Genomic DNA, 25,128 nt, shown 5'->3' on the forward strand with positions numbered 1-25,128 from the left:
GATCAAGACAGAGATGAAGGGCTGGAGGAATTTATGAAATTAGAAGGAAAAACAGCGATTATTACCGGGGGCGGCGGCGGTATTGGCCGATCGACCGCGATCCGATTCGCAAAAGAAGGAGCACGGGTCGCTGTTGCAGATATTGATGCTGATATTGGTGAAGAAACTGTTAGTTTAATAAAAAGAAATGGCGGCGACGCAATTTTTATTAAAACAGATGTAACCGATTCAGGACAAGTAAAAGCATTAATCCACAACACGACTAGCACGTTTGGTGCATTACATATTTTGTTCAATAATGCTGGAGTTGGTAACTCTGAGGTACGAAGTGTTGATTTGGCCGAAGATGAATGGGACCGAGTTATAGATATTAATTTGAAGGGGGTTTTCCTTGGAATAAAATTTGCCATTCCAGAATTAATTAAAGCAGGAGGTGGAGCAATCATTAACACCTCAAGCTTACTGGGCTTAAAAGGGCAGAAATATGTGTCGGCATATAATGCATCGAAAGCAGGGGTTGTCATGCTGACACAAAATGCTGCACTTGAATATGGGAAATACAACATCAGGGTCAATGCCATTGCACCAGGAGTGATTGACACCCCGATTATTGATCATTGGAAGCAAAATGAGCGGAAATGGCCCATTATTTCACGTGCTAATGCACTTGGTAGAATTGGGACACCAGACGAGGTTGCCAATGCGGTGTTATTTTTAGCTTCCGATGAAGCTTCGTTTATTACAGGAACAACTTTGTCTGTCGATGGCGGCGGTTTAACATTTTAATAAAACCATTTGGGAGGTTACTTGATGAGTGGAAAGAAAGCCTGGTTAGCCCATTATCCTAACAGCATTGAAAAGAATGTCACGATTCCAAATAAACAATTAAGTCAAATTCTTCAAGAGACCGCTGAAAAACATCCTGACAATAATGCCCTATCATTCTATGGCAGGAAATTTACTTATCAACAATTAAACGCACTTGTCCGTTCTTTTACGTCTGCTTTGCAGCGAAATCAGGTTCAAAAAGGCGACCGCGTGGCAATCATGCTCCCTAACTGTCCACAATATGTCGTTTCTTATTACGGAATTCTTACAGCCGGAGCGATTGTGACACAAGTGAACCCGATGTCAGTAGAACGGGAGCTAGAATATATCCTGAACGACTCCGGAGCGGAAACCATTGTTGTCATCGATGCCCTATATACAAGGGTGAAAAGTGTTCAAGCTCTTACCAGACTTAAGAACATCATTGTAGTCAGCCTCCAGCCATCAGGACATAATTTTGCTCCTGACAAAAGCTTTGAAAGGTTCTTATTGGAAAGCACCGGCAACGTCCTCCCAATTGAAATGGACCCAGAGCATGATGTTGCTGTCCTTCAATATACAGGTGGAACCACTGGAAGGTCGAAAGGTGCGATGCTGACTCATCGAAATGTATTAGCAAACGTTATTCAATGTTATGAGTTCTTTAAAGAAGAAATGGAAATCGGGAAAGAACGTTATTTAACAGTCATTCCACTCTTCCATGTGTTCGGAATGAGTTCTTGCATGAATCTATCTATTTATACAGCCTCTGAGTCTATCATGCTTCCTCGGTTTGAATTGGAGGAAGTTTTAAATACCATTAAGAATGAACAGCCTACTGTCTTTCCAGGTGTTCCAACCATGTATGTTGCCATTACAAGTCATCCCCATGCGGAAGAATATGGAATCAACAGTATTAAAACGTGTAACAGCGGCAGTGCTCCTATGCCGCTTGAATTGCTGCGCAGCTTTGAAAAGAAAACAGGTTCAAAGATACTAGAAGGTTACGGATTATCAGAGGCCTCCCCAACAACCCACTGTAACCCGCCATTTTCTGGACGGAAACCTGGCAGCGTAGGGATTGGAGTCCCTTCCACTGAGTACAAAATTGTAGACGTCGCAACCGGGACTAAAGAAGTGCCTGTTGGTGAACTAGGGGAGGTCATTATTAAAGGACCGCAGATTATGAAGGGCTATTGGAATCTGCCCGAAGAAACGGCCACTACCCTCCGGGATGGCTGGTTATATACAGGCGATATTGCGAAGGTGGATGAAGATGGGTATTTATATATCGTTGACCGGAAAAAAGATTTAATTATTGCGAGTGGCTTCAATGTTTATCCGCGTGATATTGAAGAAGTGCTGTACGAACATCCAGCTGTACAAGAGGCAGTTTGTATAGGAGTTCCTGATCCGTACCGAGGAGAAGATGTGAAAGCAGTCATAGTCTTAAAGGTAGATATAACAGTAACAGAGGAAGAAATCATCCAATATTGTAAGCAAAACCTAGCAGCCTATAAGGTGCCGCGCCATGTTGAATTCCGTGACCAACTTCCGAAAACCAATGTGGGAAAAATTCTCCGCCGGGCCTTAAGGGAAGAAGTGAGAAATAAGTAGAGGACGTGTCTTGAGAAATTTCTAAAAACATTTTAGATTGTAGAAATCCTCGTTTGTGCTTAAAGGGGCGTTATTGATTATGATATAATTCTCAATAGACATATTAGAGAATGCGAGGACATAATGTGAAAGAAAAAATTACAGCACAAAGCATCCGTCTATTCGAAAAAAAGGGATTTAGCGAAACGTCCATTCAAGACGTTGTTGATTCACTTGGTGTGACAAAGGGTACATTCTATTATTACTTTTCAAGTAAAGAAGAATTGCTAATGGATATCCATCTTGGGTATATAGATGATTTACTTTATAACCAGGATTTAATATTAAATGATGCTTCGAAATCGTATAAGGAAAAATTATCAGCTAATGTCTATATGCTAATTACGAGCATTACCACTCAAGGTCCAGCGGCTAAAATTTTCTTTCGGGAAATGAATAATTTAAGTCCTGAACACCTTGACTTAATTGAACAAAAAAGAGACCAATTCCGTCTAAACATTGAAAGCCTGATTCGTGAGGGCGTGGAAAAAGGGGAATTCCGACCTGAATTAAATGTCCCAATCATTACCATGGGTATTCTTGGTATAACCAATTGGAGTTACCAATGGTTTAATCCAAATGGAAGATGCTCCGATCAGGAAGTAGCCGAGATTTTTGTCGAAATGATCTTAAAGGGGATTCAAGAAAATTGAAGAAATAAGGTATAAGGGGGGATTCTAGATTATTATCCCCTCTTTTTTAAAATGTGAATACCAACCGGTTAGTATTGGTTTGGATTTTCTTAATTGTGAGGAGGCATCCGATGCCGCATCAAATGAGTAAAGATACCATCCCAGTCCGAAAAGGGGAGGAACTTAACCTTTCTGCCCTTACAACGTTTTTACAAGAAAACATGAATAACTTGCCTGGTGGACCACTTGAAATTTTACAGTTTTCCGCCGGTCATTCCAATCTGACGTATCAACTAAAAAAAGGGAATTGGGAAGCGGTATTAAGACGGCCGCCTTTAGGACCTGTTGCACCTAAAGCACACGATATGGAGAGGGAATATAAAATTCTCTCAGATTTGCACTCCTTTTTTCCTGTTGCCCCGAAGCCTTTTTTATTTTCAAAAAATGAAACAATCGTTGGCAGCCCCTTTTTCTTGATGGAAAGAAAAAATGGAATCGTTATCGATACATCCTTTCCTGATGGGAAATTGGTAACGGAAGATCTTTGTCGGCAGCTTTCAGAAGTAATGGTTGAAAAGCTGGTGGAATTACATGCAATTGACTACAAACAGACTGGTTTGGCTGAAATCAGCAAACCAGAGGGCTTTATGGAAAGACAGGTTCATGGCTGGATTGGACGCTATGAAAGGACAAAAACCGATGAAATTGATTGTTTTGAACATTTGAAGAAATGGCTAGTGGATCATATCCCTAAAAAACATCAGTCAACAATAATTCATTACGACTATAAATTCAACAATGCCATGTTTAATGAAGAGTTAACCGAGATGGTGGGTCTGTTTGATTGGGAAATGACCACCGTTGGCGATCCGCTTGCAGACCTTGGGGTTGCGATGGGGTATTGGAATCAACGCGATGATTCGGAACTTTTGATTAACGGGTTAGGGAAGGCGCCGGTCACAGCAATCCATGACGGGTTTATTACAAGGAAGGAATTTATCGAACTTTATGCGAAAAAAAGCGGCCGGGATGTTACTAATTTCAACTTTTACTTAACCTTTGCTTATTTTAAATTGGCGGTCATTGGTCAGCAAATCTATTACCGCTTTAAGCAAGGTCAAACATTAGATATTCGTTTTGCCAACTTTAATTATTTCGTGAAAAATTTAATTCAGCATGCAGCAAATGTTGCAGATGAAGGGTTTTAAAAAGGAGCTGGGTGCGAATGACAAAGATTCACCTTCTCATGAAGAAAGAAGACATCCAGGAAGAGAAGATTTCGGAAGGAAATAAAATAGCAGTGGTCTTGGATATTCTACTGGCTACCACCACAATTGTTTCGGCCTTAAAAGATGGCGCAAAGGAAGTTATTCCTGTTTTGCACAGCAACGAGGCACTCGAACTTGCAAAACAATATCACCAGGATGAATGTGTTCTGGCTGGAGAATTAGATGCCAAACCGATTGACGGGTTTGTTTATCCTAGCCCCACATTAATCAGAGAAACGATCAACGGAAAAACGTTAATTTTATCGACCACAAACGGTACAGTTGCACTAAGAAAATCGTCTTCTGCAAATAGAGTCTATGTTGCCTCCATGCTTAATAACCCAGCAATTGCCGGTGCTATTCAAAAAGTAACAACGGACCATACCATTGTCATCATTTGCTCAGGAAATTCAGGAGAAACGAGTTTGGAAGATTTTTATGGGGCAGGGTACTTAATTGATTGCTTCGTGAAAAATAGTCACTATGAACTCACAGATGCTGCAAAATCGGCCTTATATTTCTACCAGGGCCAAGCGGATGCATATGAAATTTTACTAGATTCCTATGTTGGAAAATTGCTTGATAAATATGACCAGCAGCCGGACATGAGGATTGCTGCTTCCAAAGGCATAACCTCAATTGTTCCAATTTTACAAGATGGAAAAGTCGTGGTCGAAACAATTTATTCTGTATAAAGGGTGGAGATCTTGATGAGGTTTGTACAAACGATTGCTCTAGTAACAGGTGCAGGAAGTGGAATTGGCAGGGCAACAGCACTTAGACTTGCGAATGAAGGTGCGAAGGTAATCTTAGTAGGAAGAACGAAACAAAAGCTTGATGAAACCGCTGAAGAAATTAATAAAAAAAGTAAAATTCCATTGGCAGAAGTCTTCCCAGCTGATTGTACAGATGCAGAGGATGTTGCAGAATTAGCAGAGTATATCGGGCGCTATTACGGTGATTTACATGTTTTGGTGAATAATGCCGGAGGTTCTAGGAATTCAAGAATATTGGAAATGTCTGAACAAGAGTGGGACGATGTCCAGGATGTTAATTTGAAGAGTGTGTTTTTAGTATCAAAAGCGCTAGGTAAAGTGATGGTTGAAGGGGCACAGCGTCAGGAGCATAACCGAGCAATTATCAATGTTGCCTCCTTATCAGGACACCAGGCAGGCGCGGAAATCCCACATTACAGTGCGGCGAAAGCTGGAGTGATTAATTTGACGAGGTCATTAGCGCTGGAATTAGCACCCTATGACATCCGTGTTAACTCCGTATCCCCAGGATTCGTCGAGACCCCATTAACAGAGCGCGGTTTAAAGAATGACCGTTTTGTGAGAGCCATCCAAAAAAACACAGCTCTACAGAGAGTTGGGTATCCTGATGAAATAGCTAATGTGATCGCTTTTGCTGCCTCACACGAAGCCTCCTATATGACTGGTTCAGATTTACTGGTTGATGGTGGTTGGTTAATAAAATAAGTCAATTTTAATGAAAGATAACGAACTAAAAACTGAAAGGAAGATGAAAATGAGCCAAGAACATTTAGTAATTGAAAAATTAGGTCCAGTGTTGTCGTTGACATTAAACCGACCAGAAAGTCTAAATGCGTTTAGCCCCGAGATGATTCTAGGATTAAAGGATGCGCTTACAAACGCTCAGTCTGATGATGATATTCAAGTGGTGGTATTATCAGGGGCTGGCCGTTCCTTTAGTGCTGGCGGTGACGTAAAAATGATGGGGCAAGCAGGTTCTATTCAAGTTTACGAGCATATCGGAAAGCTTAATGAACTCATTTTGCTAATGAAAGAAACAGAAAAGCCAATTATTGCTGCTGTCCATGGGTTTGCAGCAGGGGCAGGGTTTAATTTAGCGCTTGCCTGTGACTTAATTGTTGCTGCGGAGGACAGTAAGTTTGCCCTCAGCTTTTCTCAGGTTGGATTAATATCTGATGGCGGCGGTTCTTATTTGCTTCCGAGATTAATTGGACCGCATTTAGCGAAACAATTCTTCTTTACGGCAGAGCCGATCCCTGCAGAGCGTCTCTATCAACTAGGTGTGATTAATTATTTAGTTCCACTAGAAAAACTTCAAGAGGAAACAACAAAGTTCGCTTTAAAATTGGCTCATGGTCCTGGGAAAGCCTTTGGAAAACAAAAGAAATTGATCGATCAGTCATTTACCTCGTCACTTGAGGATATTCTTGAACAGGAGCGGTTGATCCAGACGTTAATGGTGCAAACAGCTGACCACAAAGAAGGAATTACCGCTTTTAAGGAAAAAAGAAAACCAGCATTTAAAGGAAAATAGGAGATGACAATGATGAAAGCAATCCGATTAACGGAATATGGTGGACCAGAAGTTTTACATTTAGTGGAAATGGATAAGCCAGTCCCAACTGGTCATGAAGTTTTAATTGAAATCAAAGCGATTGGTGTCAACTATGCAGACACAGCAAGGCGAGAAGGGCAGTATGTCGTCAAAACACCGCTGCCTTTCATCCCTGGTGCTGAAATAGCTGGTGTTGTCGCTGCAGTGGGCGAACAAGTGACCAAAGTAAAACCTGGAACAAGAATTGTTACTTTAATAGAATCAGGAGGATATGCAGAATATGCGTTAGCCGATGAGCGGTCTCTAATACCCATTCCTGAACAAATAGATTTTCATACCGCTGTTGCCCTGCCGCTTCAGGGCTTAAGCGCTTACCATATATTAAAAACAATGGGCCGGTTAGAAAAGGGCGAAAGTGTTCTTGTCCATGCCGCAGCAGGCGGGGTTGGAACAATTGCAGTGCAGCTCGCCAAATTATTGGGTGCAGGGAAGGTCATTGCGACGGCAAGTTCTGATGAAAAATTGGCGTTAGCAAGAGAAATGGGTGCAGACGTCCTAATTAACTATACTGAGCAGGACTGGGAGCAGCAGGTTCTTGCAGCAACAGGCGGTAAAGGGGTAAATGTTGCCCTTGAAATGGTGGGCGGAGATGTTTTTAATAAAACAGTCAAATGTCTTGCCACGTTTGGACGCCTTGTTGTGTTCGGAGCTGCAAGCGGAGAACAGAGCCGCTTCTATCCGTCATCACTGATGGCCAGAAATCAATCGGTTATCGGCTTTTTCCTGCCGCAGATTATGAGAAAGCCAGAATTACTGCAGCCAAGTTTAGTCGAGTTACTTACATATCTCGGTGCAGGAAAATTAAAGCTTACCATAGGCGGGGTATTCCCATTAGAGGATGCGGCGAAGGTTCATACCCTCCTGCAAGGACGGAAAACACAAGGGAAGTTAATTCTAGAACCGTAAATTGACCGAAATCATGGAGAACTGGCATCCCGCCCATATTTTTGACCATCTCTTACCAACGATGCGTGAGAATGGAATCACCGAAAACAAATCGACAAAATGCTTGGTATGAACGCAGTCTCCTTATTTGCAGGGGATTCAATTAAAGTGAACTAAACCATAGCAAGAGGACTTGAAGCTAATTCAAGCCTCTTTTTTTGTGGAAAAAGCATTAAATATTAGGCTATGTTAAAGCTTATTGTTGTTTTTAGCACCACGTTGATTGGAGCGGAAGGCGCGAAGACTCCTGTGGGAGGCTCCCCGGGCCGCCCGCGGAAAATGCCTCGCCTGGAGCGGAAATCAACAGGCAAGTTTAACAGAGCCAAATATTAATAAACTATGAACAAACTATTAATTAGTAGGGAAGAATTGTATTTATAGTTGATATGCTTAAAATTTGAGATAAACTTAATGAAAAGAATACTTTATGTTTCAGTAGGAGTTGAACAAAATTGAAAATATTAGTGATTGAAGATAATAAAAGTGTCTGTTCCATGATCGAAATGTTTTTTGCCAAGGAAGGCATTGATGGGGAGTTTGTGAATGACGGACTTGAAGGGTATCACCGCATTAAAGAAGGTACATGGGATGCGCTTATTATTGACTGGATGCTGCCTGGAATGGACGGTGTAACCATTTGCCGAAAAATTAGGCAAGAAAAATATACTGTTCCAATTATAATGTTAACAGCAAAAGATAGTGAGTCAGACCAAGTGCTCGGGTTAGAAATGGGTGCAGATGATTATGTGACCAAGCCCTTTAGCCCCCTAACATTAATGGCAAGAATTAAGGCTGTTACACGTCGGTTTCAAACCCAAGTCCCTAAGGGAAATGATGATTATATTCAGACGGACCATTTTAGAATCAGTAAAAATACGCGGGAAGTGATAGTGGACGGAACCCCCGTTACAAACTTAACACCAAAAGAGTTTGATTTACTTTATTATATGATTGAACATCCCCGTCAAGTGTTTTCAAGAGAGCAATTGCTGGAGAGGGTTTGGGGTTATCAGTTCTATGGTGACGAACGAACAGTCGATGTTCATATTAAACGGCTTCGGAAAAAAGTTGAAACAACCGCACAGCCATTCTTCCATACCGTATGGGGGGTAGGATATAAGTTTGATGAGTCAATCAAAACCGATGAAGTTTAGATACATTTACCAACAGTTTTTCAGTCATATCAGTATTATTATTGTGGCTTTTTTAGTATTGAGTCTTTTATTTGCTCATTATGTTGAGAATTTAGTCTATGAGAACAAAGCTGACGAATTGATTAATTATGGAAAGTCTATCCTGGCAGAGATTGAACAAAGGCCGCAAGCAACGGAGTCCATTATTAATCGCTATAGTTCTGTCTTAGCGACCAGAAAAATGAGCTTTAGTATGTTTGACCAATATGGGAATCTTTACTCAGTCGGAAAAGAGGGCCCGGCTATTCAAGGCTTATCCGACAAAGATTGGGATCGGATCTCAAAAGGTCGAACCTTGGTAGTGAATAGTGATTTTAAACGGTTCGGCCAAGAAGGGGTTACCTTTGTTGTATTGCCGTATCTTGAAAAGGGACATTTTATTGGTGGGATTTTGTTAACCTCGCCGATTAGTGGTTCAAGTGCAATGATTCACCGTGTCAATCAGTTTATTTTGTACACGATATTGATTGCACTCGGAGTGTCGTTTCTACTAAGTTGGTTTTTATCGAGGATTCATGTGAACCGGATTAAACGTCTACGCGAAGCAACGTCCCTAGTTTCGTCTGGGAATTATCATGTCCACGTTTCTTCCTCCAATTTTGATGAAATTGGTGAATTAGCGAATGATTTTAATCACATGGTCGATAAAATTAATACCTCGATGGAGGAGATTGAAAGTCTAGAAAATAGACGGAGACAATTTTTATCGGATGTTTCTCATGAGATGAGGACCCCGCTGACGACTATTAGCGGAGTAATCGAAGGTTTGAAAAATGACATGATACCAGAAGAAGATAAAGAACGTGGCATAAATCTAGTGAGTCAAGAAGCAAAAAGACTGATTCGTCTTGTTAATGAAAACTTGGATTATGACAAAATACGGTCCAACCAAATACAGTTATACAGAGAAGAATTTCAGCTCTTGGAGTTATTTGAAATTATTCAGGAACAATTAATGCCACAAGCAGAGGATAAAAATAATCAACTTGTAATTGAGGCTGAACCAGAGGTCATGGTCAATGCTGACTATGACCGTTTGATTCAAATATTAATTAACATCACCAAAAATAGCATTCAGTTTACCACGGATGGAACCATTTGGCTGCGAGGGAGAACTGAGGCCCAGTCAACCATAATCGAAGTGGAAGACACTGGGATTGGCATCGATCCGAGTGACATAGAAAACATCTGGCGCCGTTTCTATAAGGCTGATATATCAAGGACTAGTAACCCTTATGGTGAATTTGGGTTAGGTTTATCGATCGTTAAGCAATTGGTTCTCCTTCATAATGGTGAAATTAATGTATTCAGTGAAGAGGGCAAAGGAACAAAATTCGTCATTAAACTATAAAAATCAATTTTTAGCTGCGGGCTGGTGCCTGCAGCTTTTTTGTGCGAAAAGGACAAAATTTCGCAGTTATTTCTTTAAGTCGTTATAGTTTGTTAATAATTTCTTAAGATTTACCCGTTAAAGTAAAGACAAGATAAAACATGCATAAAGGAGATCGAATGTGATGGAATTTAAAAATGAAAAGGAATTCGAAACAAGTCAATCAAATTCATCCGAGATGACTAAAAATATAAAAGCAGAAGAACCATCATTGGATACCATCAGTGTCAGCCATACTGAAATAAATACACATGCAGTCGATGCGACGCTGACAGTAGAAACAAATAGTTATCAGGATCGTGAGGTTCGAGATGAAACAACTGATTTCGAAACGACAAGAGAAGCAAGTTTAGCTTCAGAAATGGAACAAGCACGGACAACTCATCAGGTGGATGAAAGGAATACGAAAAAACGAAAAGCAAAAGGATTTGCGTCTACACTTGCTGCAGGGGTTATTGGGTCTGTCCTAACATTAGCGATTCTGCCTCACACAGACTACATTAAAAACCATTTCCCGACAGAAGAGAATCAAGAGGCAATCTCTCAACAAGGAACTTCTGTCAAACCAGTGGTGGCTCAGCCTACAGCAGCATCTGCTAATTCGATTGCGGATACGGTTGAAAAGGTATCTAAAGCCATTGTTGGGATTGTCAATTATCAGCAACAACAGAATAATTTCAATGGTAATCCTAACTCTTCACAAAGTGTGGAAAGCGGTTCGGGATCGGGGGTTATTTTTCAAAAAAATAATGACTCTGCTTATATTGTTACTAATAACCATGTAGTCGAAGGTGCCTCGAAACTTGAAGTCTCTTTGTTTGACGGTCAAAAGGCGACAGCTGAAGTGGTTGGTACTGATGCTTTAACTGATCTTGCTGTCTTAAAAATTGATGCCAAATACGTAACTTCAACAGCTAATTTTGGTGATTCATCTACACTCCGTCCGGGTGATCAGGTCTATGCAATTGGTAACCCGCTCGGACTCGATCTTTCAAGAACAGTTACTCAAGGGATTGTGAGTGCCACGAACCGTAGTATTGCCATTACAACCTCTGCTGGAAACTGGGATACCAATGTTATTCAAACAGATGCAGCAATCAATCCTGGGAACAGTGGGGGTGCCTTAATTAACCCTCAAGGACAAGTGATTGGGATCAATAGTTTAAAAATTTCTGAAAGTGGTATCGAAGGATTAGGCTTTGCCATTCCAAGTAATGACCTGATTCCAATTGTGAATCAATTAATAGAGAATGGTAAGATTGACCGTCCATATCTCGGGGTAGGACTTGCCGATCTTGATCAAGTTCCGCAAATGTACTGGCAAAACTTGCCCAACAATATCAAAAAAGGTGTTTTGGTCATGAATATAGACCCTGACTCAGCAGCTGCTAAAGCAGGTTTCCAACCGAAGGATGTCATCGTATCAATGAATGGCACTGACATTGCTAATTCCTCAGAACTAAGAAAATATTTATACTCGAAGGTTAAGACAGGGGATGAAATTAAATTTGAAGTTTACCGTGATGGAAAGCGGATGACGTTAACTGCAAAAATAATGAATAATAGTGGTGCGTGATTTGAGGTAAGATAAGACCATTCCAAATTGGTCTTGAGGTGGAAAGATGAACAAGGTCGGAAAATTTGCAGCAAATGAGACAGTAGATGATCTTGAATTAATGAATATGGTCTTTGAGCTCCCTGAAAAAGATAAAATGATTATGTGGTCAGAAGGTTATATTGATCTTGTGATTGAGAAATTACCTGAGTATGCTCGAGATGTGTTGGAGAAGCGCAAGGAAAAGTGGGAAGATACGAAAGCCTATTATGAAAAGAAAATTGAAGAAATTAGTAACCAAGTAGAGTTTAAATTGAAACAAAAGGGTGAACGGAAGGAGTTCGCCCTTTTTGTCATGGAGCGGTACCCTGAATACCAATCCTTACTTTTTTTAATCTACGATGGGAATTTAAAGGAGGATGATTTTAGAAAGTTTGTCTACCGCAAAAGGCTGGGTTCTCGAAAAATGTACCTTCATTAAGCGTGTTGGCGGAAAAAAGTGACAAGTTGGCGAAAAATTTTGAAGTGTAGCGGAATAATCCATAGTTTTGGTGGAATTCACCCGGGAGTTGGCGGAATACCTGCTCCAATCGGCGTGATTGATTCCCAACTTTTAGATTAATCAGAAAAAATAGGCTTGCAATCGTTATTAGAAATATTTACAATTAAAATAACTAATTTGAAACGGAGGTGGGGAAGAGATGAAACGTTCTATTTTTGCACGGTTACTTTGGCTGGAAGCACTTAATATTTATCGTGCAATTTTTCATGGTGTAGTTTTCAAAGGGGGGAGTCTGCCCTTTTTTCAAAATTACAAAATGAATATTGAACAATAACACATCTCTTTACCCACTATAAATAGGCAGGAAGAGAGTGCACCTTTTGCACTCTTTTTTCATGCCCAATTTAAAAAGCCGCGGGTCGTAAAAGATGCCCGCGGCTATTTATGTGTTAAAGAGAGTGTTCATTTTAATTTTTATTAAGAAGGAGAATGAACATGATCATTTGCAGCGTTAATCATATTGCTAAATCATTTGGCGGAAATAGTATATTTGAAGATTTATCCTTTGAAGTACAGGAAGGGAGCAGGATTGGTCTGGTTGGCCGGAACGGAGGCGGTAAGACGACGTTATTGAAGTTACTCGCCAATCAGGAAACAGTTGATGAAGGGGTTATCCATTGGAAAAAGGGGCTAAAGATCGGATACTTGGCCCAGATACCTGATTTCAAAGAGCTAACTAGTAAAGAAGTTTTAAAAACAGCCTTTGAGCAATTAATAACAACCGAAACCAAACTTCAGTATTTAGAAGTTGAAATGGGACAAGAAATTGCTCCGGGTGCCCTCCAAAGATTAATGGATCAATATGGAAAGCTCCAAGATGAGTTTATCTTAAACGGCGGCTATGAAATGGATGCCCAATTGGACCGGATTGCAAACGGCTTGAATATTACAGATCTGCTTGATAAAACCTTCGCATCATTAAGCGGCGGAGAGAAAACCAAAGTTGGACTGGGCTTGAGTTTATTGAAAAATCCAGAACTTCTGTTGCTTGATGAACCGACCAACCATTTAGATTTGAAGGCGATTGAATGGCTAGGCGCCTTCCTTAAGGATTATACGGGAACGATTATTCTCATATCTCACGACCGTTACTTTTTAGATGAGGTGGTCACGAAAGTGCTGGAAATGGAAGATGGAGATATTGATTTGTACCATACGAATTTTAGTGGCTATGTGAAAGAGAAAGAAGAGCGGCTCTTAAGAGAATTTCAGGAATATCAAGAACAGCAGAAGAAAATAAAAAAGATGAAAGAAGCTATTAAGCGACTCCGTGACTGGGCAAACCGCGCAAATCCACCAAGTGCATCCCTTCATAAACGGGCGACCAATATGCAAAGGGCACTGGATCGGATTGAAAAACTGGAACGCCCAAAGATAGATGTCAAAAAAATGGCGATTGATTTCGAAGCCAATGATCGAAGAGGTAAAGACGTGATCGTCATGGAGGATATTGCGAAGAGCTTTGGAAACAGGACTCTGTTTGACCAAGTAAACCTGCTTGTTCAATATAGGGACCGAACAGCAATTGTCGGGGATAACGGCACTGGCAAATCTACGCTATTAAAAATGCTTCTTAGGGAAATCGAGCCTGATAAAGGTGTTGTAAAGGTTGGGAGCAATGTAAAAGTCGGCTATCTGTCACAGCATGTCTTTACGGATATTGGCGATAAACAGCTGATTGACGTATTTCGGTCTGAGGTAGTCGTCAATGAAGGAGAGGCACGTCATATCTTAGCCCGGTTTTTATTCTACGGCCCAGCGGTATTCCGCAAAGTAAGTCAACTTAGCGGCGGGGAGAGAATGAGACTTAGGCTTGCCCAGTTAATGTACCAGGATATCAATCTTCTGATTCTGGATGAACCGACCAATCACCTTGATATTGATTCCTGTGAAGTGTTAGAGGAAGCGCTGGAACAGTTTAATGGTACCATTTTAGCTGTGTCGCATGACCGCTATTTTCTCAATAAGCTTTTTACGAAAATTTACTGGCTCCAAGATGGGACAGTTCATTACTTCGATGGTAACTATGATTGGGCAAAGGGGAAGCTGGTTGCAACGATTGAGATAAAACAAACGGAAAAGCCGACGTTGACCAAAGATTCCCTGCCAAAAGTATCGAAAGTGGAAGAAGATGGGGCAGATGTGATTGGGGAAAAAATTGAGCAAATTGAAGCAGAAATTCAACTGCTGAAACAAAAGCTTGGAGAAAAAATCGAACTTGAATTGCTTCAAAAAATTTATCATGAATTGGAGCTGCAGGAAAATAAACGTGACCGTCTCTACCAACAACTAGAAGAAATCATCTAATAGCTTTCCGATGTACTTAGCGTTCTTCATAAAAACGATATCACCAACCCACTCTTAGGAATAGAATATAAAGCAATAAAAAATGGAGCCGCCCGTTTGCGGCTCTTTGTGTGTAAACTTTGGCTTTTCGAAAGGGGAACTTTTCCTTATAATTAATATGTTTCGTAAACAAAGGGTGGGTTCTTATGGATTTTCATTTTTCACTAAGGCAAGTGTTGTTGCTTTTGCTTATAACATTAACAGGGGTGGTTTGGTCCGTTATTTTTCAACATCCGCTTGTGGCCGGATTTTTTCCAGGCTACCTCGTGCTTGTTTTGTTGGCAAAGAGTAAAGAGTTAACGATAAAACAGATTCTACATATAAGTATAATGGGTGTTAACAAAACTAAGATCGTCATCTTAATCCTGTTCTTAGTGAGTTTTTTACTCCCATCTTGGTATTTAGCAGGTACCATTCAGCAAATGGTGAAAATTGCCCTGCATTTTATTAGTCCAGAGCATTTCATTCTCTTATCCTTTCTCAGCGCAATGATCTTTTCGATGCTTCTTGGAACAACTGTTGGGACATTAAGCGCAATTGGCATACCCATAATTGGGACTGCCATCGTTCTCGGGCTTCCAGTTGACATGGTGGCTGGCGCCTTGGTTTCAGGAGCATTTGTTGGCGATCGGACCTCTCCATTTTCAAGTGCCCATCAACTTTTGTCCCATACGGTTGAATTACCAATAAAAAGACAATGGAAGGCGATGCTTTTTACTACGCTGGCGGCCATTATTCTTTGCTTTTGTTTTTATGGAGTTGCGGACTATCTGGTCACTGAAACAGGTGCTTCTAATCAGCAACAAGTCAGGTGGAAGGAACTTTCAGTCATTAAATTTATCCCGCCAGTCATCTTAATCACATTTGTTCTTTTGAGAATCAGTATCGTTTATGCCTTTATAACTAGTATTCTGTCTGCAGCAGTCATTGCTCTTTTCAGCGGAACAACAGGGCCAAAACTCGCTTTCTCATTGTGGCATGGTGTCGAGGGGCTTGGCGGTGGGTTCCTTCACATGTACGAATTGCTCCTGTTTTTAGCACTGGCAGGAGCATATAATGGTCTTTTGGAAGAAATGAATGTCATTCAGCCTTATTTAGATAAGTGGTTACAATCATCTAGATCTCTAACTGGTGACACCTTTAAAACGATGCTGGCCACCTTTTTGATCACGTTAATAGCGGCAAATCAAACGCTTCCTATCATTCTCACTGGGAGGTCCTTCCTTCCTCATTGGTCTAGTAAATATGGAAAAGAAGAGTTAGCAAGAGTCATGGGGGATACGACTATGCTATTTCCAGGGGTGGTACCATGGAGTGTCCTTGCCATCATGTGCAGTACAATCGTCGGTATACCAATCATGAATTATCTGCCCTATGCGCTGTTTTTATGGATCTTACCGTTATTAACTATGCTTGTTTCCTTGGTAAAACAAGCTCGAAAATCGAAAGAAAAACGAACAGCAATCGTTTAAAAAAACGGAGTCCATTGTGGCTCCGTTTTTAAGCTTTTTGTAGTACAAGTTGAAATGCTTCGAATGAAGATCCTTATTCTTTCATATATGTGGTAATAAAGAATTGGGACAAGGGATGATCACATGCTGAAAAAATTGGCGGTAATCGGATTCGGAAGTACGATGATTGCAATTGGTATAAACGCATTTATTCTACCTTTGCATCTAATTAATGGAGGGTTTTTAGGGATTAGTTTGCTGTTAAAATATTTATGGGACTTTAAAGTGGGAATCAGTTTTATAGTTTTGAGTACCCCTGTTTACATGTTTGCATTTAAAACGGACCCCGTTTATTTTATTAACGGTGTCATTGGGGCAATATGTTCTGGTCTTATGATTGAACTTTTCAAACCCTTAAATGGAATGGTTCATATGTCCATTATCAGCAGTGTAATTGTCGGTGCAGTTATCATTGGGAGTGGGGTTGGGGTAATGCTCCGAAATCATATTAGTCCAGGCGGTATGGACCTGCTTGCATTACTAATCGCCAAATGGTCTAAAGTGAATGTTGGGGTGATTATGTTTGTGATGGATGTTGTTATCATTATTACCGGTTTGTTCCTGCTACAAGATGTGAAACTTTTTTATTCGCTCGTCATCGTTGCGATTGTGGGACTAATGGCAAGTCTGATTACCACTAGGTACAGTGAGCAGAATGTAATAAAGTAAATATTACATATCAGTGGTAAAATGGGTAAGTATAAAAAGGCTAGTCAATAAGGAGATATACGATGAAACCTCTCAGAGATCATCTCAAGGAAAATTTAAAGGTTTTATTTGTTGGTTTTAATCCAAGCATTCGCTCTAGTGAACTTGGGCATCATTATGCAAGTCCAAACAATCATTTTTGGAAGATATTGTACGAATCAGGGTTAACGCCACGGAAATATGAAGCAATGGAAGATGCGAAGCTTTTAGATTTAGGATTTGGATCTACTAATATTGTTGAAAGGCCGACAAAGGCAGCGGATGAAATTACGAAAGAAGAGTTTACGGAGGGAAGAGAAATCTTAAAGAGGAAGGTCGATCAGTTTAAGCCTAAGGTTGTCTGCTTTGTTGGAAAGGGAGTTTATCAGCAATACAGCGGGTTAAAAGTAATTCAGTGGGGAAGGCAAACCAATGGCGTTATCCCTGGGGTTATTGACTTCGTTGCTCCATCATCGAGTGGTCTGGTTCGAATGAAGATGGAGGAAATTATCGACATCTATAAAGGGCTTGTCCCACTTCTATCAGAATAAAACATCGACGGGTTTATTTGCCGCCCAACGATGTTTTATTTTTTCACGAGTCGAATTTATTCCTATAGTGGGAAAGGGCTATAAGTGGGAAAATATAGCGATAACTGTGATAGTGAATGTAAAAACCACCGGCCATCCCTTGCCCCTTGGGATAAGCGGTAGTCCAATCTTCTTTTTCAAGTGATGATAATAAATAAGTGATCCCTTTTTGGATATGTGATGTAGGTTTTTCTGAAGCAGCAATCAGAGCATCAAGTGCCCAGGCAGTGTGTGTTAAAGTGCTTGATTGTAAGGGCACATATACTTTTTCACTATCACTATGGCATGACTCTCCCCAGCCGCCATCCTCATTTTGAATCCTTTTTAACCAGGTCGCAGCCCTTTGAATGGCCGAATGACTGGCAGGGATTCCGGCTGCCATTAACCCGGTAATTGCTCCCCACGTTCCATAAAGATAACAAATCCCCCATCTTCCATACCAAGAACCATCCTTCAATTGATTTTTTAGCAGCCAGTTGACCCCTTTCTTAATCGCTTTATGGTCCCTTGATAAATTCGTGTAATTCCCCAAAAATTCTAAGGTTCGCCCTGTAAGGTCTGCACAAGAGGGATCTGTCAGTAAAAATTCCCCTTTTTCAAGCGGAAGGAATTCAAATAAGTTTGTATCTGTATTTTTTTCAAATGCCGCCCAGCCGCCGTCATCATTTTGCATCGACAAAAGCCAGTCAATTCCTCGGTCCCAGGCATTTCGTTCAGGTGGAATAATTCTTGAAATAGATCTAAGTGACGCTGTGGTATCATCGACATCGGGATTCATCGTATTTACATCAGAAAATCCCCAACCTCCTGGCAAAGTCATCGAATTATGAATCACCCAATCCCCAAATTTGTGATGCTGCCGGTTTAACAGATAATGATTGGCTTTCGTCACCATCGGGTCGTCTGTGGCAACAGCCGCGGTCTGAAGGGCATAACCAATTAATGAAGTGTTCCAAACATTTGCCGTGGTGTACTGCATATGGGGATAACCGTTGATTTCACATTTCATTGCGAGCAATCCATTCACGGCCTTTGTAATCACCGGATTTGTTTTCTTATATCCTTGTGAGAGCAGGGCAAAAATCATCAAAAAAGTCGAGCTGAAATAACTATAAAAGGTGCCGTCAGGTTCAAGGTGATTGAGCATATATTTCTTAGCACGCTCCACCGCTAACTGATGGAGCTGTTCTGGTAGGCCCATTAATTTTTTGACACCATCCTTGATAAACGAAAATAATGAACGATATTCAGATGAACGAAACCACTCGCTATCCAGATGACGGTGTATATGTAACTCTGAAAGATTCGGGCTTTTCACCGTCTTGATAAAAAACTTTTTGTCGGCAAGTAGAATAATTGGCGTTAGATTGGCCCGGCCGAAGACCGAAAAGGAATAGAAATTAATTGGAAAATAGCGAGGCAAGAGGATAAATTCAATCGGAAGAGGAGAAAAATCTGGCCACCCATATTGGCCAGTTAAAGAAAGCATCACTTTTGTAAAGATACTTACTTCCTCTAAGCCGCCTTTCGATAAAATAAATCTTTTCGCTGCTCGCAAACGTTTGTCGTCTTTCTTGGCATACCCCGAATATAACAAAGCGTAATAGGCTTCCACTGTCGCACTTAGATTACCGTCTCCTTCATCATAAAAGAGCTTCCAAGCCCCATTCTTCTCTTGTTTACTAAAGATTCTCGCAACCAAGCCTTTAATTAAATCTTCATCATTTAATTCCAAGGTCCGCAATAAAATGATCATATAGGCATCTGTTGACAGACCTGTTTCAAAGGGGTAGTTCCAAGAACCGTCGGGAGTTTGATCTGTTCGAAGCCTATCAATAAGCCAATCGATGCCATTGCTAGTATTGATCATAAGTAAGTTCTCATTCCTCTCCCAGTAAATTATTCACATTCATACATATTCCATTGGTGGAAGGAGAATTCGTAAAGGAGGTAATGTGCCATATTTTTTACGAGAAATCGAGAGAAGGCCCCACTCGAAACGATTAGGGAACAATTAAAGAAAAAGAGCAAACTATCTGATTTGCCTTTAAAGTTTACGAAAGCAGAAGGGGCACTGTTAAAAAAAATCAGAACAGAGACCAAGGAGCATAATTTAAATAATGTCACAAGAACAAAAGCCTACCTCGAATTTTACCTTCTTCATCCTGAAATCCATTGGGCGTTTCTTGGACACATGGTCTCTCGCAATGGAGGATGGAATATGACCGATTTAAAGGGAGAATTCCTCCCCCGTTTGCTCTCGAAAAAAGAAAGAGAAATGTTTTTTGCTTTTTTAGAACGAGGCAATTGGCTGATTTTTCAGGATGTTTATCCGCAATTTTTGCTGTACAGGGAAAGTTTAAAGCAAAATAAACCACTGTTTCATTTATGTGCTTGTCTAGGCATTTCTACCTTTATGGAAACGATTTGGAATCAATTTTGGTTCAATCATGAACCCTACATCCTTGCAATCGCGCTCGTTGTCAATGAACAAAGTTATTTGGAGAAACGTGTAGTTCAAAATCCACTTTATCAAAAAGGAGTCTTTACTAAATTTGAATTTCTCCTTCAGGACCTGCTGTCCTTTAATCATATCCTCTTTCCGTATGGAAAAAGAAACCTTGCCGGGCAAACCCTGCATCAGTTTGAGTCATTACATCAACGAATTTTACTAGGAAAAAGATTATATACAATCTTATTTAACAAAAAGGAGCGTTTAATGGATGTAGTAGATTGGGCTAGAACGCATCCACATACGGGATCAAGGAAGGATTACTGGCCGCATATTTTTAATAACATCAACGAAGGGATTCCAGGGTTTGCCTATCAACCCCGTCTTAAAGCATGTCAACTTAGGCCGCGGGCAGGGAAGATTTATAGTCCAAGCCTTGAAAACGCTTGGAAAAATGTCAGTCAACCGGAAGCTGAAAAAGGCGACTGGTTTGAAAATGATCGGGTAGTGGATTATTTACTTGAGGACCATGAAAAAATGGACGGGGAGATAAAAAATGAATACTGTAAAACACTTGAACGACTCGAACTTGCAGCCATCGCCAAAAAAGCGATCTCCATTTTGGACTAACCCAACCCTAGCTACAGTGTTTTTAGCTAGTTTGCTAGCTACTTACTTAGACCTATTTTTCGTAGGGAAACATCTCTATCAATTTCCGAAGAGGCCACTGCCAACGATTTTCTCGATTAATATTGCATTTACTCTAGTGGTCCTGCCCGTTTTGGTTTTTGTTTTTCTTTGGGTTATGGACCAGGTAAATAAATGGGGGAAGGCAGGCTTAATTGTTTTTATCAGTCTTTTAGTGCCGATTATGGAAAAATTAGCAGAAGTGATGGGCTTGTTTAAACACTCGGAAAACTGGGAACATCTTTATTCATTTTTTGGGTATCTGCTATTTTTAACGACGATTTATGTATTTTACTTCTGGATAGGAAAACGAAAGGGTTAACAACAAAAAGCCGAGATTTTCATCTCGGCTTTTTGCGATGTAATCATTCGTTACACCTTGCCCCTTCCGTCCGTACAGTGGTTAAGTGTCCCGCAACAAGCGAATGTCGGAAGGGGTACTATTATAGTATCACAGCCAAGGCAGAAATATACCAATCGACACAAAATGGTGTGCCAAACTTTATTTTCTTCATTGAAAAGTGTATGATAAAAATGATTTTTACATAAAGGAGTGTTTTTTAATGGCAAAAAAAGGATACATAAAAATGGAAAATGGCGAAAAAATTGAATTTGATTTATTCCCAAATGAAGCACCTGGTACGGTAGAAAATTTTGAGAAATTAGCGAATGAAGGTTTTTACAATGGAGTCGTATTCCATCGTGTTATTCCTGGTTTCGTAAGTCAGGGTGGAGATCCAACAGGTACTGGAATGGGCGGTCCTGGTTATACAATTAATTGTGAAACAGAAGGAAATCCTCACAAACATGTTCCTGGTTCCCTATCAATGGCGCATGCAGGAAGAAACACAGGTGGCAGCCAGTTCTTCATCGTTCATGAATCACAACCACATCTTAACGGTGTTCATACTGTGTTTGGTCAAGTAACTTCAGGACTTGAAACAGCTAAAGCAATGCGCAACGGCGATAAAATGGAAGAAGTTAAGGTATTTGACGAAGAATAGGTAACTAAGGAGGGCTCTTGCAGCTCTCTTTTTTTTGTCTAAATTAAGATTCAATAGGGCAACTTAACCTCAAATAACTCAAGTTGGGGGTCATTATGAAAAAATATGTTTCATTGCTCATTCCATTTCTAGTATGTATGTTATTGTTTCAACAACCGACTTCGGCCGAAAAAATGGCACCTAAAGAACTAAAGGCTGCGATAATCATTGATGATTTTGGTGGAGGTATGGGTGGAGTACGGGACTTCCTCGAAGGAAACATCCCGATTACTGCAGCTGTTATGCCCTTTCAAGAAAACTCTACTGAACATGCGGAATGGGCGCATAAATATGGCATCGAAGTGATGATACATTTATCAATGGAACCAAAAAAAGGGAAAAGATCCTGGCTAGGACCAAGGCCCATTACGGTAGATCTTTCACCTTCTGAAGTGAAACAAATTGTCGAGGATGCAATTAAGGATGTTCCATATGCTGTCGGTATCAATAACCATATGGGTTCACTGGCTGTTGAAAATGAACAAATCGTTCGTGCAATCGTGGAAGTGGCTAAGGAAAATAGATTATATATAATCGATAGCGCCACGAGTCCACAGACAAAATTTCCGGAAATAGCTAAAGAGTTAGGTGTCCCTATCCTCAAACGAGATATATTTCTAGACGATATCTCCTCCTCTTCCCATGTCCAGCAACAAATGCTCAGACTAGCGAAGGTTACTGAAATCAAAGGAACAGGAATTGCAATCGGGCATGTCGGTGTAACAGGGAAGGTATGTTCAATCGGAGTATTCCACTCTATGGACGAATTCAAAAAACGAAAAATAAAAATAGTCCCTGCTTCTAACCTGTTTTCCGGAAAATCAGCAGAAAAGTTTTTTATACCATTTAAAAAAGGCAGCTAACTACTGCCTTTTAACACGTATTCATATTACTTTCCCAAATCCTCCTTTACTGATAAAATGTCTCCAAAAACAATTAATAAAATTGTCAATTAGGGAGAAGGAATTGTCACGATGAAATTAGTATCTTGGAATGTCAATGGCCTTAGGGCGTGTGTCAAAAAAGGGTTTCTCGATTATTTTCAAGAAGTGGATGCAGACATCTTCTGTGTGCAGGAAACGAAATTACAAGAAGGACAAATTACTCTGGAGTTGGACGGGTATCATCAATTCTGGAATTATGCCATTAAAAAAGGATATTCCGGGACCGCGGTGTTTACCAAAATCAAGCCGCTTGCTGTTCGATATGGGGTAGGGACAGATGATTCTCAAGACGAAGGAAGAATTCTTACCTTAGAGTTTGACGATTTTTACTTGGTAAATGTCTATACCCCTAATTCACAAAGGGATTTAGCGAGAATCAGTTACCGTCTGGACTGGGAAGATCGGATCCTTCAGCATTTGAAGGAATTAGATGAACAGAAACCCGTCGTCCTTTGTGGTGACTTGAATGTCGCCCATCAGGAAATTGACTTGCGTAATCCCAAATCCAATCTTGGCAATTCAGGGTTTACGGAAGAGGAAAGGGGAAAAATGACCTCTTTACTTGCTGCTGGCTATCTTGACAGCTACCGTCATTTTTATCCGGATCAAGAAGGTGCTTATACTTGGTGGTCATATATGGCTAAAGTTCGGGAGCGAAATATTGGCTGGCGAATTGACTACTTTATCGTATCGGAAAAATTGCGTGAACGTCTCAAAAATGTGGATATCCATTGCGATGTAATGGGAAGCGACCATTGTCCGGTTCTTCTTGAAATCAATTGATCGTTCAAGTCGATTAGTTTTTCTTATTGTAAATCATAAAATACCTGTCATTTTCTTAATGGAATAACCCCGTTATAGTTAATTATATAGAAGTTTACGAAGGGGGAAATGACATGGATATTAAAAAAGATGTGAAGGAACAGTTTGGAAAAAGCGCAAATTCATATGTAAGCAGTGCAATTCATAAAGATGGGGAAGACCTACAAAAGCTTATTCAAATGACAACAATCAACGGCCATGAAGAACTGCTCGATGTTGCGACGGGTGGAGGACATACAGCCAATGCTTTTGCTCGGTTGGTGAAAAAAGTTACTGCCTTGGATTTAACACCTGAAATGTTAAATGCAGCTAAACATTTCATTCAAGGGAATGGTCATCAAAATGTCGAGTTTAAAATAGGGGATGCTGAAAATCTTCCGTTTTCAGATGGACTATTTGATATTGTCACTTGTCGGATTGCTCCCCACCATTTCCCTCATGTGAATAAGTTTGTTGCAGAAGTGTATCGCGTTCTAAAGCCATCGGGTCAGTTTTTACTTGATGATAATGTGGTTCCAGAAGAAGATGACTATGACCTTTTTTATAATTCAGTTGAAAAATGTCGGGATTACAGTCATTTTCGAGCTTGGAAAAAGAGTGAGTGGCTCAGAATGCTTGAAATGAATGGGTTTGAAATATATGAATTGCACCGCTTTGAAAAAACCTTTAAATATGAATCATGGTGTAACCGAATGAACTTACCTGAAAGTGAAAAAGAGAACCTTTCCGTTTACATCAAAAATGCATCCCCGAAAATAAAGGAGAAATTTAAGGTCTCTATCGTTAATGACCAAGTCATCTCATTTCAAGGTGAAGCTGTCGTTTTAAAAGCAATTAAAAGATGAAAAAACCCTTTGCATAAAGAGAGGATGCCTCTTTTTGCAAAGGGTTTTTTACGAATTAAACATCGTTAAGGGCTGTGCCAATTACATCAAACTCAGGCAATTTCTCATCCAAAACCGATTGATTTAATTGCTCATGATCTACAGGAGTAATGATATTTTCATCTTCTCTTTTCTTATAATCCATACTCACGCAGGTGTCATCTCCTTTTTGCTTACACAAATACAAATGTATTTTTTCCTATACAAAGGAATCTAAACCTATTTTTAATCTTTTTCTATAGGTATGTAATTATTGATGATTAATGCAAGTCCAGCAATTCATGGTTAAATCACCTTTTACTCTAAAGTCAAAAGGCGAGAATGAATTATATTATCATTGATTACTGAAAGTTTAATATAGTGTTACTTAATTAATAAAAAATAGAAATGAAATAGTTGACGAATGGGTGAGAGGGTAGTATGATATTCATTGTCGCTGAAACGAAATAACTTAGTTAAAGAGATTTAATTAAATTGTTTTGAATGAAGTTGACATCCAATAAACGTTATGTTAAAATAAAAAAATGTTGCTAATCACTTGATTGGTTGGTGAAGAAGAATACTAGATTTGTTCTTTGAAAACTAAACAAACAAAATCGTGCAAACAAACAATAACTTTTAGTTTCGATTACGAAACTAAGCCAACGTAACAAAATGAGCTAATCAACTTTCTTGGAGAGTTTGATCCTGGCTCAGGACGAACGCTGGCGGCGTGCCTAATACATGCAAGTCGAGCGAATCAATAGGAGCTTGCTCCTGTTGG

Annotated in this window: 25 protein-coding genes and 1 rRNA gene; 24 read left to right on the forward strand and 2 right to left on the reverse strand. The window is 40.1% G+C overall.

The features are described 5' to 3' along the window. The first annotated feature begins 33 nt into the window (after positions 1 to 33). The 17 genes from KW850_RS16820 (at position 34) to KW850_RS16895 (ending at position 17,494) form a co-directional block, all read left to right on the forward strand. Positions 34 to 786 (forward strand): SDR family NAD(P)-dependent oxidoreductase, encoded by a 753-nt coding sequence (locus tag KW850_RS16820; protein ID WP_218348733.1) that lies wholly within the window; start codon positions 34 to 36, stop codon positions 784 to 786. A 24-nt stretch (positions 787 to 810) separates the two neighbouring features. After that, positions 811 to 2,424, forward strand: coding sequence for a long-chain-fatty-acid--CoA ligase (locus KW850_RS16825; protein ID WP_218348734.1), 1,614 nt, complete (start codon positions 811 to 813; stop codon positions 2,422 to 2,424). Between the two features lie 125 nt (positions 2,425 to 2,549). Next, positions 2,550 to 3,116 carry a TetR/AcrR family transcriptional regulator gene (locus KW850_RS16830; protein WP_218348735.1) on the forward strand — a complete coding sequence of 189 codons (567 nt, stop codon included), beginning with the start codon at positions 2,550 to 2,552 and terminating at the stop codon, positions 3,114 to 3,116. Between the two features lie 110 nt (positions 3,117 to 3,226). Continuing rightward, complete coding sequence (locus KW850_RS16835; protein ID WP_218348736.1) at positions 3,227 to 4,303, forward strand: phosphotransferase family protein; 1,077 nt, start codon at positions 3,227 to 3,229, stop codon at positions 4,301 to 4,303. A gap of 17 nt (positions 4,304 to 4,320) precedes the next feature. Next, the gene (locus KW850_RS16840; protein ID WP_218348737.1) at positions 4,321 to 5,058 is read left to right on the forward strand and encodes a 2-phosphosulfolactate phosphatase; all 738 of its coding nucleotides are present in this window, start codon (positions 4,321 to 4,323) and stop codon (positions 5,056 to 5,058) included. Positions 5,059 to 5,073: 15 nt separating this feature from the next. Then, complete coding sequence (locus tag KW850_RS16845; protein ID WP_218348738.1) at positions 5,074 to 5,844, forward strand: SDR family NAD(P)-dependent oxidoreductase; 771 nt, start codon at positions 5,074 to 5,076, stop codon at positions 5,842 to 5,844. Positions 5,845 to 5,893: 49 nt separating this feature from the next. After that, positions 5,894 to 6,673 carry an enoyl-CoA hydratase/isomerase family protein gene (locus KW850_RS16850; protein WP_218348739.1) on the forward strand — a complete coding sequence of 260 codons (780 nt, stop codon included), beginning with the start codon at positions 5,894 to 5,896 and terminating at the stop codon, positions 6,671 to 6,673. A gap of 12 nt (positions 6,674 to 6,685) precedes the next feature. Continuing rightward, positions 6,686 to 7,660, forward strand: a complete 975-nt coding sequence (locus KW850_RS16855; RefSeq protein WP_218348740.1) for a quinone oxidoreductase family protein — start codon at positions 6,686 to 6,688, stop codon at positions 7,658 to 7,660. Between the two features lie 491 nt (positions 7,661 to 8,151). Beyond that, positions 8,152 to 8,853, forward strand: coding sequence for a response regulator transcription factor (locus KW850_RS16860; protein ID WP_218348741.1), 702 nt, complete (start codon positions 8,152 to 8,154; stop codon positions 8,851 to 8,853). After that, entirely contained in the window at positions 8,843 to 10,243 is a 1,401-nt protein-coding gene (locus KW850_RS16865; RefSeq protein WP_218348767.1) for a sensor histidine kinase, read from the forward strand. Before KW850_RS16860 ends, KW850_RS16865 begins: the two co-directional genes overlap by 11 nt. Positions 10,244 to 10,643: 400 nt before the next feature. Next, complete coding sequence (locus tag KW850_RS16870) at positions 10,644 to 11,858, forward strand: S1C family serine protease (RefSeq protein WP_374226341.1); 1,215 nt, start codon at positions 10,644 to 10,646, stop codon at positions 11,856 to 11,858. 46 nt (positions 11,859 to 11,904) lie between these two features. Continuing rightward, positions 11,905 to 12,318: a hypothetical protein gene (locus tag KW850_RS16875; protein ID WP_218348743.1), complete on the forward strand. Its 414-nt coding sequence runs from the start codon at positions 11,905 to 11,907 to the stop codon at positions 12,316 to 12,318. A gap of 220 nt (positions 12,319 to 12,538) precedes the next feature. Beyond that, positions 12,539 to 12,673 carry an RAxF-45 family protein gene (locus KW850_RS33410; protein WP_256358302.1) on the forward strand — a complete coding sequence of 45 codons (135 nt, stop codon included), beginning with the start codon at positions 12,539 to 12,541 and terminating at the stop codon, positions 12,671 to 12,673. A gap of 161 nt (positions 12,674 to 12,834) precedes the next feature. After that, positions 12,835 to 14,706 carry a ribosomal protection-like ABC-F family protein gene (gene abc-f, locus KW850_RS16880; RefSeq protein ID WP_218348744.1) on the forward strand — a complete coding sequence of 624 codons (1,872 nt, stop codon included), beginning with the start codon at positions 12,835 to 12,837 and terminating at the stop codon, positions 14,704 to 14,706. A gap of 185 nt (positions 14,707 to 14,891) precedes the next feature. Beyond that, positions 14,892 to 16,217, forward strand: a complete 1,326-nt coding sequence (locus tag KW850_RS16885) for a Na+/H+ antiporter NhaC family protein (RefSeq protein WP_218348745.1) — start codon at positions 14,892 to 14,894, stop codon at positions 16,215 to 16,217. 123 nt (positions 16,218 to 16,340) lie between these two features. Continuing rightward, positions 16,341 to 16,925 carry a YitT family protein gene (locus KW850_RS16890; RefSeq protein WP_218348746.1) on the forward strand — a complete coding sequence of 195 codons (585 nt, stop codon included), beginning with the start codon at positions 16,341 to 16,343 and terminating at the stop codon, positions 16,923 to 16,925. Positions 16,926 to 16,987: 62 nt separating this feature from the next. Beyond that, on the forward strand, positions 16,988 to 17,494 hold the full coding sequence (locus KW850_RS16895) for a mismatch-specific DNA-glycosylase (protein ID WP_218348747.1): 507 nt from the start codon (positions 16,988 to 16,990) through the stop codon (positions 17,492 to 17,494). Positions 17,495 to 17,537: 43 nt separating this feature from the next. Here the strand turns inward: KW850_RS16895 and shc are convergent, their stop codons facing one another. Next, entirely contained in the window at positions 17,538 to 19,403 is a 1,866-nt protein-coding gene (gene shc / locus KW850_RS16900; protein ID WP_218348748.1) for a squalene--hopene cyclase, read from the reverse strand. 90 nt (positions 19,404 to 19,493) lie between these two features. On the opposite strand from shc, the gene KW850_RS16905 reads away from it, so the two are divergent. The 6 genes from KW850_RS16905 (at position 19,494) to KW850_RS16930 (ending at position 24,326) form a co-directional block, all read left to right on the forward strand. Continuing rightward, entirely contained in the window at positions 19,494 to 20,615 is a 1,122-nt protein-coding gene (locus KW850_RS16905; RefSeq protein WP_218348768.1) for a DUF2515 family protein, read from the forward strand. Continuing rightward, positions 20,542 to 20,994, forward strand: coding sequence for a CBO0543 family protein (locus tag KW850_RS16910; protein ID WP_256358303.1), 453 nt, complete (start codon positions 20,542 to 20,544; stop codon positions 20,992 to 20,994). The genes KW850_RS16905 and KW850_RS16910 overlap by 74 nt, the downstream gene beginning before the upstream one ends. Before the next feature lie 241 nt (positions 20,995 to 21,235). Beyond that, positions 21,236 to 21,676, forward strand: coding sequence for a peptidylprolyl isomerase (locus KW850_RS16915; protein WP_218348749.1), 441 nt, complete (start codon positions 21,236 to 21,238; stop codon positions 21,674 to 21,676). 95 nt (positions 21,677 to 21,771) lie between these two features. After that, positions 21,772 to 22,578: a divergent polysaccharide deacetylase family protein gene (locus KW850_RS16920; RefSeq protein ID WP_218348750.1), complete on the forward strand. Its 807-nt coding sequence runs from the start codon at positions 21,772 to 21,774 to the stop codon at positions 22,576 to 22,578. A 111-nt stretch (positions 22,579 to 22,689) separates the two neighbouring features. Next, positions 22,690 to 23,442, forward strand: a complete 753-nt coding sequence (locus KW850_RS16925; RefSeq protein ID WP_218348751.1) for an exodeoxyribonuclease III — start codon at positions 22,690 to 22,692, stop codon at positions 23,440 to 23,442. A gap of 113 nt (positions 23,443 to 23,555) precedes the next feature. Then, positions 23,556 to 24,326 (forward strand): class I SAM-dependent methyltransferase, encoded by a 771-nt coding sequence (locus KW850_RS16930; protein WP_218348752.1) that lies wholly within the window; start codon positions 23,556 to 23,558, stop codon positions 24,324 to 24,326. A gap of 55 nt (positions 24,327 to 24,381) precedes the next feature. On the opposite strand, the gene KW850_RS33415 is transcribed toward KW850_RS16930, so the two are convergent. Continuing rightward, entirely contained in the window at positions 24,382 to 24,516 is a 135-nt protein-coding gene (locus tag KW850_RS33415) for a hypothetical protein (protein WP_256358304.1), read from the reverse strand. Positions 24,517 to 25,034: 518 nt separating this feature from the next. Here KW850_RS33415 and KW850_RS16935 point away from each other — a divergent pair. Then, a 16S ribosomal RNA gene (locus KW850_RS16935) occupies positions 25,035 to 25,128 on the forward strand; the annotation flags it as partial.

It is taken from the genome of Bacillus sp. sid0103 (assembly GCF_019219025.1).